The organism is Pseudoalteromonas sp. GABNS16E, assembly GCF_028598715.1.
Lineage (GTDB): Bacteria > Pseudomonadota > Gammaproteobacteria > Enterobacterales > Alteromonadaceae > Pseudoalteromonas > Pseudoalteromonas atlantica.
Map to the genome: position 1 here is coordinate 1 of NZ_JAQREZ010000252.1, position 214 is coordinate 214.

At 38.8% G+C, this 214-nt stretch carries 1 pseudogene; it reads right to left on the reverse strand.

The window, feature by feature from the left end:
* Window positions 1–214: pseudogene (locus PSI06_RS21865) on the reverse strand (IS3 family transposase); the annotation flags it as partial.

A 214-nucleotide genomic window follows, 5' to 3' on the forward strand; every position in this document is an offset into this window, starting at 1 on the left:
GTTTTAGTGTAATTTTTCTTTGGTTTTACAAGAAAGTCATGCTCTCTCAAATAATCAAAAAAACAATCACGACCTAGTTTAATGCCGCGCTCTTGCAGGTCTGGCTTTATCATCAGATAAAGTTTCTTCCCACCAATACGAGGCATGTATTGCCGCCAGTACATCACTAATTCTTTGACTGGCTCCAATTCTTTATTCCGAGCATCTATTCTGC